The sequence below is a fragment of the Paenarthrobacter sp. CC6 genome (assembly GCF_040560085.1).
GTDB lineage: Bacteria > Actinomycetota > Actinomycetes > Actinomycetales > Micrococcaceae > Arthrobacter > Arthrobacter nicotinovorans.
Genome location: NZ_JARDAN010000013.1, coordinates 172,770 through 180,230, shown reverse-complemented (window position 1 = coordinate 180,230; position 7,461 = coordinate 172,770). Strand labels below are relative to the sequence as shown.

8 protein-coding genes are annotated in these 7,461 nt (G+C 64.1%); all 8 read right to left on the bottom strand.

The features are described from left to right. Nucleotides 1-600: 600 nt before the first annotated feature. The 8 genes from PV760_RS14840 to folB all read right to left on the bottom strand — a co-directional run bounded on the left by PV760_RS14840 (nt 601) and on the right by folB (nt 7,457). Nucleotides 601-2,088, bottom strand: a complete 1,488-nt coding sequence (locus tag PV760_RS14840; RefSeq protein ID WP_354628140.1) for a DHA2 family efflux MFS transporter permease subunit — start codon at nt 2,086-2,088, stop codon at nt 601-603. A 105-nt stretch (nt 2,089-2,193) separates the two neighbouring features. Continuing rightward, nucleotides 2,194-3,096, bottom strand: a complete 903-nt coding sequence (gene panC, locus PV760_RS14835) for a pantoate--beta-alanine ligase (RefSeq protein WP_018778334.1) — start codon at nt 3,094-3,096, stop codon at nt 2,194-2,196. A gap of 6 nt (nt 3,097-3,102) precedes the next feature. Beyond that, nucleotides 3,103-4,011, bottom strand: a complete 909-nt coding sequence (locus tag PV760_RS14830; RefSeq protein ID WP_018778335.1) for a Rossmann-like and DUF2520 domain-containing protein — start codon at nt 4,009-4,011, stop codon at nt 3,103-3,105. Continuing rightward, entirely contained in the window at nt 4,004-5,548 is a 1,545-nt protein-coding gene (locus PV760_RS14825) for a PH domain-containing protein (protein WP_354628138.1), read from the bottom strand. The genes PV760_RS14830 and PV760_RS14825 overlap by 8 nt, the downstream gene beginning before the upstream one ends. Then, nucleotides 5,545-6,057 carry a PH domain-containing protein gene (locus PV760_RS14820; RefSeq protein WP_018778337.1) on the bottom strand — a complete coding sequence of 171 codons (513 nt, stop codon included), beginning with the start codon at nt 6,055-6,057 and terminating at the stop codon, nt 5,545-5,547. Before PV760_RS14820 ends, PV760_RS14825 begins: the two co-directional genes overlap by 4 nt. Then, on the bottom strand, nt 6,038-6,559 hold the full coding sequence (locus PV760_RS14815) for a DUF3180 domain-containing protein (protein WP_018778338.1): 522 nt from the start codon (nt 6,557-6,559) through the stop codon (nt 6,038-6,040). Before PV760_RS14815 ends, PV760_RS14820 begins: the two co-directional genes overlap by 20 nt. Continuing rightward, nucleotides 6,556-7,101, bottom strand: a complete 546-nt coding sequence (gene folK / locus PV760_RS14810; protein WP_055976521.1) for a 2-amino-4-hydroxy-6-hydroxymethyldihydropteridine diphosphokinase — start codon at nt 7,099-7,101, stop codon at nt 6,556-6,558. The genes PV760_RS14815 and folK overlap by 4 nt, the downstream gene beginning before the upstream one ends. Continuing rightward, the gene (gene folB / locus PV760_RS14805) at nt 7,098-7,457 is read right to left on the bottom strand and encodes a dihydroneopterin aldolase (RefSeq protein WP_018778340.1); all 360 of its coding nucleotides are present in this window, start codon (nt 7,455-7,457) and stop codon (nt 7,098-7,100) included. The genes folK and folB overlap by 4 nt, the downstream gene beginning before the upstream one ends. Between the last annotated feature and the right edge of the window lie 4 nt (nt 7,458-7,461).

Genomic DNA, 7,461 nt, shown 5'->3' with positions numbered 1-7,461 from the left:
GGCAAAATTCAACCAATCAATAAAACAATCGGTATCAACAAACTTGGCACACTATTGAGTTCTCAAACAACAGACACTACCGGCACCACCCACACCCCACAGGGTCCAGGCTCGCTCCGGAGCAACTTTCCAAACTTACCCGAACCGGCTGCACAAAGCAAACCAAACCCCGGGCCTCCCCCACCCACCAGAAGCACACAAAAGCACAACCGGAACCGGTGATTTGAAAGGGAGTCGGTCGCTATCTTTCCGCATCAGCGGCGGCGACTCGAATAACTTTACACGCGCCCCACCCCCACACCAAATCCACCCCAACACCACCCAAAAACCCCGCAAACACAACCCAAACAACCCCACCAACCCAACAAACCACCCCCAAACCCACCAAAACAACCACCGTGAACCCCATCACAACCCCCGGACACCCTCGCACCCAACCCAACAACCGCCGTCGAACCCCCAAAGACGACATCCGACACCAAAACAACAACGCTCCCCCACCAAAGTGAGAGAGCGTCGAAGAAAATGAGCAAGCGTCCGATTCAAACCCGCGGGATATGAGCAAGCGTCCGGTCCAAACCCGCGGGATGTGAGCGAGGGTCAGTGGCCGCCGTGGCCTCCCGCGCCTTCGGTCTTCCGCATCATGGCACTGAGCACCACGGCGGCGAGGGCAATGACGGTCGCGGCCAGGAAGGCCGCCTGCATGCCGGCCACCAGACCAGACGAAGCAGAAACCACAGCGTAAATGGACACGAGCAGCGCGGTACCGGCTGCACCTGAAACCTGCTGGGCCGTGCTGATGATCGCCGAACCGTGCGAGTAGAGGTGCGGCGGCAGCGGGTTCAGGCCCGTGGTGAATGCCGGAGTAAACAGCAGCGCAAGGCCGAAGCTCAGGGCCACGTGAAGGGCAATCACCCAACCAAGCGAACTGGCCTCATCCAGCCGCGAGAACTGCCACAAGGTCAGCACCATCAGGACCGAACCGGACAGGGTCAGGGGCAGAGGGCCCACCTTGTCGAAGATCCTGCCGATGACGGGACCCAGCAGGCCCATGGCCAAACCGCCGGGCAGCAAGGCCAGCCCGGTCTCCAGGGGCTGCAAGTGCAAGGTGTTCTGCAGGTACAGCGGAAGCAGGATGACGCCGCCAAACAGCGCCATCATTGCCACCACCATCAACAGCGTGGACACCGTGAACATGCGGAACTTGAAGGCGCGCAGGTCCAGCAGCGGAGCATCGGACTTCTGCAGCTTGAGCTGCCGGACGACAAACAGCGCCAGGCATAGAAGGCCGACCACCAGGGCGATCACCGGAACAACCCCCGCGTTGGAACCACCGATCTGGCTAAGGCCATAGACCAGTCCACCGAAGGCCGGAACCGTCAGGATCACGGACGTGACGTCGAGGGTCGTCTTCTCGCGCTCCCCCACATTGGTGAGGTACTTGGCACCAATCGCGAAAGCAGCCAAGGCGACCGGCAGCACGAATACGAACATGAAACGCCACGAGAAATGGTCAAGGATGATGCCGGAAACGGTGGGCCCCATCGCGGGCGCCACGGAAATGGCAATGCTCACGTTGCCCATGACGGCGCCGCGCTTGGACATGGGCACCAGCGTGAGGATGGTGGTCATCAGCAGCGGCAGCATGATGGCCGTTCCGCCGGCCTGGACGATGCGGGCCAGCAGCAGCACCAGGAATCCGGGTGCCAACGCCGCCAGCAAAGTGCCGCCGCTGAAGAGTCCCATGGCAAGCATGAACGCGCCCCGGGTACTCATGCGTTGCAGGATGAAGCCCGTGGTGGGGATGACCACTGCCATGGTGAGCATGAACCCGGTGGCAAGCCACTGAACCGTGGAAGCACTCACCTGAAGATCCGTCATGAGGCGCTGCAAGGCAACGTTCATGATGGTCTCGTTGAGGATCACCACGAAGGTCGCCACCAGCAGCGTGACGATGACCGTCACGGACTCACGCGACATCTTTCCGGAGGCCGAAGCCTGCGTGGACGTTGTCCCTGCCGAGGCGGCGGCTCCGGAAGTGCCGGATTCGGGTTTGCCGTTAGCGTCGGACGTGACGTCGGTAGACATGAGGATTCCCCAAGGTTTGGATTTGGTGTCCGGCGAGCGGTGCCGGTGAAGACTTGAACAGTCTAAACGCCCAGCGAATTCCCGTCACGGGGGAAAAACCAAACCTTAGGAAAACAATGGGGCGTTGTCGATGAGCCGGACCGGACCGACTTTGGCCGCGATGATCGCCAGCCCTTCGCCGCGGAACGGCGTTTCCTTGCAGTTTTCGGCGAGGGGTTCCAAGGTGGCGGGGTCGACGACGTCGAAGTAGTCCAGTTCCACCAACGGCTGGGATTCAACAAGCGCGACGGCGGAATCCAGGTCAAGCGGTTCGTGCGCGTTTGCGCGCGACTCAATAAGGCGCAAAGCCCGCGACAACACCAGGGCGGCCTCGTGCTCTTCGTCCGAGAGGAACCGGTTGCGGCTGGACAGCGCCAATCCGTCGTCGCTCCGGACAATCGGCACGGGAACAATCTCCACGGGGAAGTTCAAGTCCGAGACCATCCGCTTCACCAAGGCCAGCTGCTGCGCGTCCTTCTGCCCAAAGTAGGCACGGTAGGCCGCCGTCGTGCCGTCCGCTGCCGCTCCGCCGGGGAGTCCATAGTGCAGCAGCTTGGCAACCACGGTCAGGGCGCCGTCGAAATGCCCCGGACGCGAGGCGCCTTCCCACTTTTCGCCCAGCGGGCCGGCGGTCACCCGCACCAACGGTTGCCCGCCCGGGTAGACCTCCTCCACGGACGGCGCGAAAACAAGGTCCACGCCTTCGGCATCGAGGAGGTCCATGTCGGCCTCAAGCGTGCGGGGATAACGGTCCAGATCCACGGCATCACCGAACTGCAGCGGGTTGACGAAAATCGTGGCCACCACAACATCGTTATCAGCCACCGCAGTGCGGGCCAACGCTGCGTGGCCCTGGTGCAGTGCGCCCATGGTGGGGACCAGGCCCTGAGAACTCCCGCGTTTTTCAGCGAGAAGCCGGGCACTTTCCGCACGCAATTCCGATGCTGTGGTGACGAGTTTGATGGCCATTGTTGTTCAGTTTCCTTCCGGCGCCTTGGGATCTGCGTCCAAAGCCTCGTCGATACCAGTCAATTGTTCCGGGCGCAGCAGTCCCCTGTTGCCTGCCCTGCGTGCGGTGGCCCGGGCCATGGCCTGGTAGGCGGCGAGGACATCGCCGCCCGCGCCGGCGTCGTACTCCTTCAACGCCTGGGCGTGCGCCGTTACCGTACCCACATCTCCGCGGGCCACCGGGCCGGTCAGTGCGGATTCGCCCGACGCGAGGGCATTTTCCAGCGTGGCGCGCAGCAGCGGACCGAGCATGGATTCCGGTGTCTCAACGCCGATTTCCCGCAGCATCTGCGAGGCCTGGGCCACCAAGGTGACCATGTGGTTCGAGCTGTGTGCAAGGGCTGCGTGATAGAGGGTGCGGTCGGCTTCGGCGATCGCCACGGGCTCGGCTCCCATCTCCACTACGAGCGCCTGGGCAATCGGCAGCATGGCAGCGTCCGCGGTGACGCCGAAAGTGCAGTCCATGAGGCGGGTCAGGTCCAGGCTCATGCCCGTGAAGGTCATGGCCGGGTGAAGGGCCAGTGGAATCGCGCCGGCGGACCGCACAGGGTTGAGGATTCCGACCCCGAACCGGCCCGAGGTGTGGGCCACCAACTGGCCGGGCTGCCAGGCTCCCAGCTTTGCCAGGCCCGCCACCAATTCGCCCAGCGAATCATCCGGCACGGCCAACAGCACCAGCTCGGAACGCTCGACGATGTCCTGGATTTCAAGGATCGGAACGCCCGGCAGCAGATTTTCGGCCCGCTCGCGGCTCGCCTCGGACACAGCGGAAACCCCGACGACGGCGTGCTCGGCCGCGCGCAAAGCCGCGCCCAGGACGGCGCCCACTTTGCCTGCACCTACGATCCCGACTCCGAGTCGTCCTGGCTTAGCCATCGTGGCGGTCCTCCTGGTTAGGTGTTTGGGGTTCTTCTGGCTGTGCTGCCGCTGCGGCAACTTCCGGGGCTTGCGGCGCCACCTGCGCCAGCCATTGTTCGCTGGTCTGCCGCTTCCGTGCCTCCCGGGCACGGGCGGCCTGCTGGTCGAAAAGCTCAACTGCCTGGGACACCCCGGCCTGGAACACGCGGGGAAGCACCGGGCCCGCTGTGGTGTGGAGGACAAGATCAGCCACACCAAAGCGCCGTGCCAGCGGCCCTTGGTGCAACGCCATGGACTGTGTGCGTTGATGCGGCACCATTACCAGGGTGCGCCACCATCGGCCGGACCGGATCAGCAGGGCGGTCCCGGTGGCCAAAAAGCCGTTCCGACGCCAGCCCAACGGAGCCAGCAACCGTGCACGGCGGGGTGTCGTAACGAATCCATCAGTGCCGGCCGGGACGCGGCCCGACGGCGCCAGTCCCTCCAAACCGGCATCAAAGACGGCCGCGGGTTCGTCCACCCCGGGATCCGGCAACACCAAGGACATCATCCGCAGGACGTCCGGCTTCAACCCCACGGGGAGCAGCATGGTGCGGGCAGCGCCGTCGGAATTCCCCGCGGCGCCGTAGCCGGCCACATTGACGTGCATCCGGTACCAACCGAAGAGCCTCCAGATGGGGGGCTGCCTGACCATCACGGCCTGGATACGGCCCGGGGGGAGCGTCTGGGCCTGCGTATCCAGGAGTCCGTAGCGGAGCCGGATGCCGTCCGGCGATATGGCCGCGGTGAAGTTGTAGCCCTTGTTGAATGAACTCCAATACGAAGCGCCGATACCAAGGATGGCGGGGATGAGGGCCAGGAAGATTGCTGTGTTGTCCAGAAGGACCGAGGTTGAGACCACCGCGGCGGCCCCGAGGAGGATGCCCACGGTCTGTTCACTCAGCAGCAGGGAACCGAGGAGGCGCGCCGGAGGCACCGACAGGACAACATGCTCCGGGGCTTCCGGGATCTCCTGCTCAGCCCCGGCCTCGCTGACCACACCCGCCGCCCGCGCAAGGATCGTGGCGCGCAGCTGCTTGGCCTGGTCGATGGGAAGGTACGCCAGCCGCACGGCCGACTCGCCGGCGTCGGCCACCTCAAACTTGAGTTCTGCGAGACCGAAAATCCGCGCCAGAAGCGGCTGCACAATGTCGATGGCCTGAACGCGGTCCAGGCGCGCCTGCCGCTGCTGCTTGAACAGGAAACCCGTGTTCACCCGGACAAAGCCTTCGGCCACCTGGTAGCGGGTGAAGTACCAGCTGAGAATGAAACCGCCGACTGTCAGGAGCAGCACCACAGCGCCACCGGCCAGGAGCCATGGCACCCGGCCGCTCAGGTGCGGATCCACAAAATCCCGGCCCTGCAGCATCCGCTCGAAAGCGTCCCTGCTGAAGAAGAACCCGACGGCGGCCAACGCCACCCAGCCGCGGACGAAAGGCGAGGCAGGATGGACCCGCTTCCAGTCGCCGTCGACGGCTTTGTCCGGTAACACCACCGCAGAGTCTCCCGGGCTCACAGCCCGGCCAGCCTGGCTTCTCCGCGGGCCGAAAGCTGTTCGCGCAAGCGGGCGCCTTCCTGGGCAGGAAGGCCGGGGAGCTGGGCATTCGTACCGGTGGAAGCGGTGTGGAGTTTCAGCGTGCACAGCCCCAGGCTGCGCTCAACCGGCCCGACGGCGACATCAACGTACTGCATGCGGCCGTACGGAACCACCATGGTGCGCTGGAAGAAGATGCCCCGGCGAATGAGCAGGTCATCGTCGCGTTCGGCGTATCCAATGGCACGCACCTGGCGCGGAATGAGGGCCAGACGCCAGAGTGCAAGCACCAGCATCACGGCAGGAACAGCAATGGCCAGCCACAACGGGGGCCACCGCCACCATCCCAGAAGCACGAAGACAAGCGGCAGGCTGAGGACGGCAACCATCAGCACATTTCCGATGGCCCACTCCACCAAGCGGACAGTGACGTACTTGGGGGAAACCCGGAGCCACTGGACGCCGGGAGGGTCAATCGCCTCGGTAGGCATATTCGCCTTCGCCTTTGGTTTCGCCCCGGCGGGTTTCAGGACCGGCGGAGCCGCCTTCGATGTCCTCCGGCGGTATCCGGCAAAAACGCTCCACTACCAGGCCGACGACCACCATCACCACACCACCGCCACCCATCAGCAGTGCATTCCACAGGATGCCTTCACCGCTGCGCAGCGTGCCGATCCGCAGAAGGTCCACGCCGATACCCGCATGCCAGCCAAGGAGGAGCGTTCCAGCGTAAGCGCAGGCCTGGGCAAGGATCAGGGTCCTGGCGGCAAGAATCGGATTCAGCATGTTCTTCTTCTTGCCGTTTCGCCACCGCAGGACCCGCACGCCCATGACGAGCGTGAGTCCGGCGATGACACCCATGGTGATCAACGCGGACGTTGGCAGGACAGGGGTGGGCATGCTGAAACGGTTGGTAGAGACAGTGGCCAGCCAGCCTACGACGGCAGCGATGACGGCGATGAGCACCAAAACAACCGGGCGCATGGCTTTCACTGCGGCTCCACCGCCCCTGTGGCCGGTACGCCGGCGACGTCGCCAAAGCCGTCGAACCTGCGGATGTCCGGCATGTCGGCTGCGACGGCGGCCAGTTCAGCCACGCTGTGGCCATTCAGCCGGGCGTGTGGCTCAAGCAGCGACCAGGGGTAGAGCACGAAAGCCCGCTCGGCTGCCCTGGGATGCGGGATGGTGAGGACGGGGTCGTCGCTTGCAAGGTCCCCGAAAACGATGATGTCCACATCAAGAGTCCTGGGACCCCAACGCACTTCACGGGTTCGGTGATGCTTCTGTTCGATCTCGTGGCAATGCTTGAGCAGCTCCAAGGGAGTGAGCGTGGTCTCCACCGCCATGACCATATTCAGGAAATCAGGCTGTCCTTCCGGCCCGCCGACCGCTTTGGTCTGCACCACCGGAGAAACCCCCAGGAGGCGGACCTCCGGCGGATCAACGAGGTCGGCAACGGCCGTGGAAAGAGTGTCGTTGCGCTCCCCCAGGTTGCTGCCCAAAGCCAGAATGACCTTGGTATAGCCAGGGCTCATGATCGCTCCCGGTGGACGCTGACGGTCACATCGCCGAACGGAACCTCAATGGGCGCCTTGGGTTTGTGGACGGTAACGTCGACGGCGGTCACGCTGTAGTTCGCGAGGATGGCCTCGGCGATCCTGACCGCGAGACCCTCGATCAGGTTCAAGGGCTCGCCCTCGATGTGCTTCGTGATCAACTCGGCGACTTCGCCGTAGTGCGCTGTGTACTGCAGGTCGTCGGTCTCGGCAGCCTTGGTGAAATCCGTGTGCAGCACGGCATCCACGACGAAGGGCTGGCCGTCACGGCGCTCGAAATCGAACACCCCGTGATAACCGACGGCGGTGACGCCGGTCAGCGTAATCCTGTCCACAGCG

What these genes read in the sequence shown, in the direction of transcription:
- PV760_RS14840 (WP_354628140.1), bottom strand. Translation starts at nt 2,088, where the DNA reads ATGTCTACCGACGTCACGTCCGACGCTAACGGCAAACCCGAATCCGGC.
- folK (WP_055976521.1), bottom strand. Translation starts at nt 7,101, where the DNA reads ATGAGCCCTGGCTATACCAAGGTCATTCTGGCTTTGGGCAGCAACCTG.
- PV760_RS14830 (WP_018778335.1), bottom strand. Translation starts at nt 4,011, where the DNA reads ATGGCTAAGCCAGGACGACTCGGAGTCGGGATCGTAGGTGCAGGCAAA.
- panC (WP_018778334.1), bottom strand. Translation starts at nt 3,096, where the DNA reads ATGGCCATCAAACTCGTCACCACAGCATCGGAATTGCGTGCGGAAAGT.
- PV760_RS14820 (WP_018778337.1), bottom strand. Translation starts at nt 6,057, where the DNA reads ATGCCTACCGAGGCGATTGACCCTCCCGGCGTCCAGTGGCTCCGGGTT.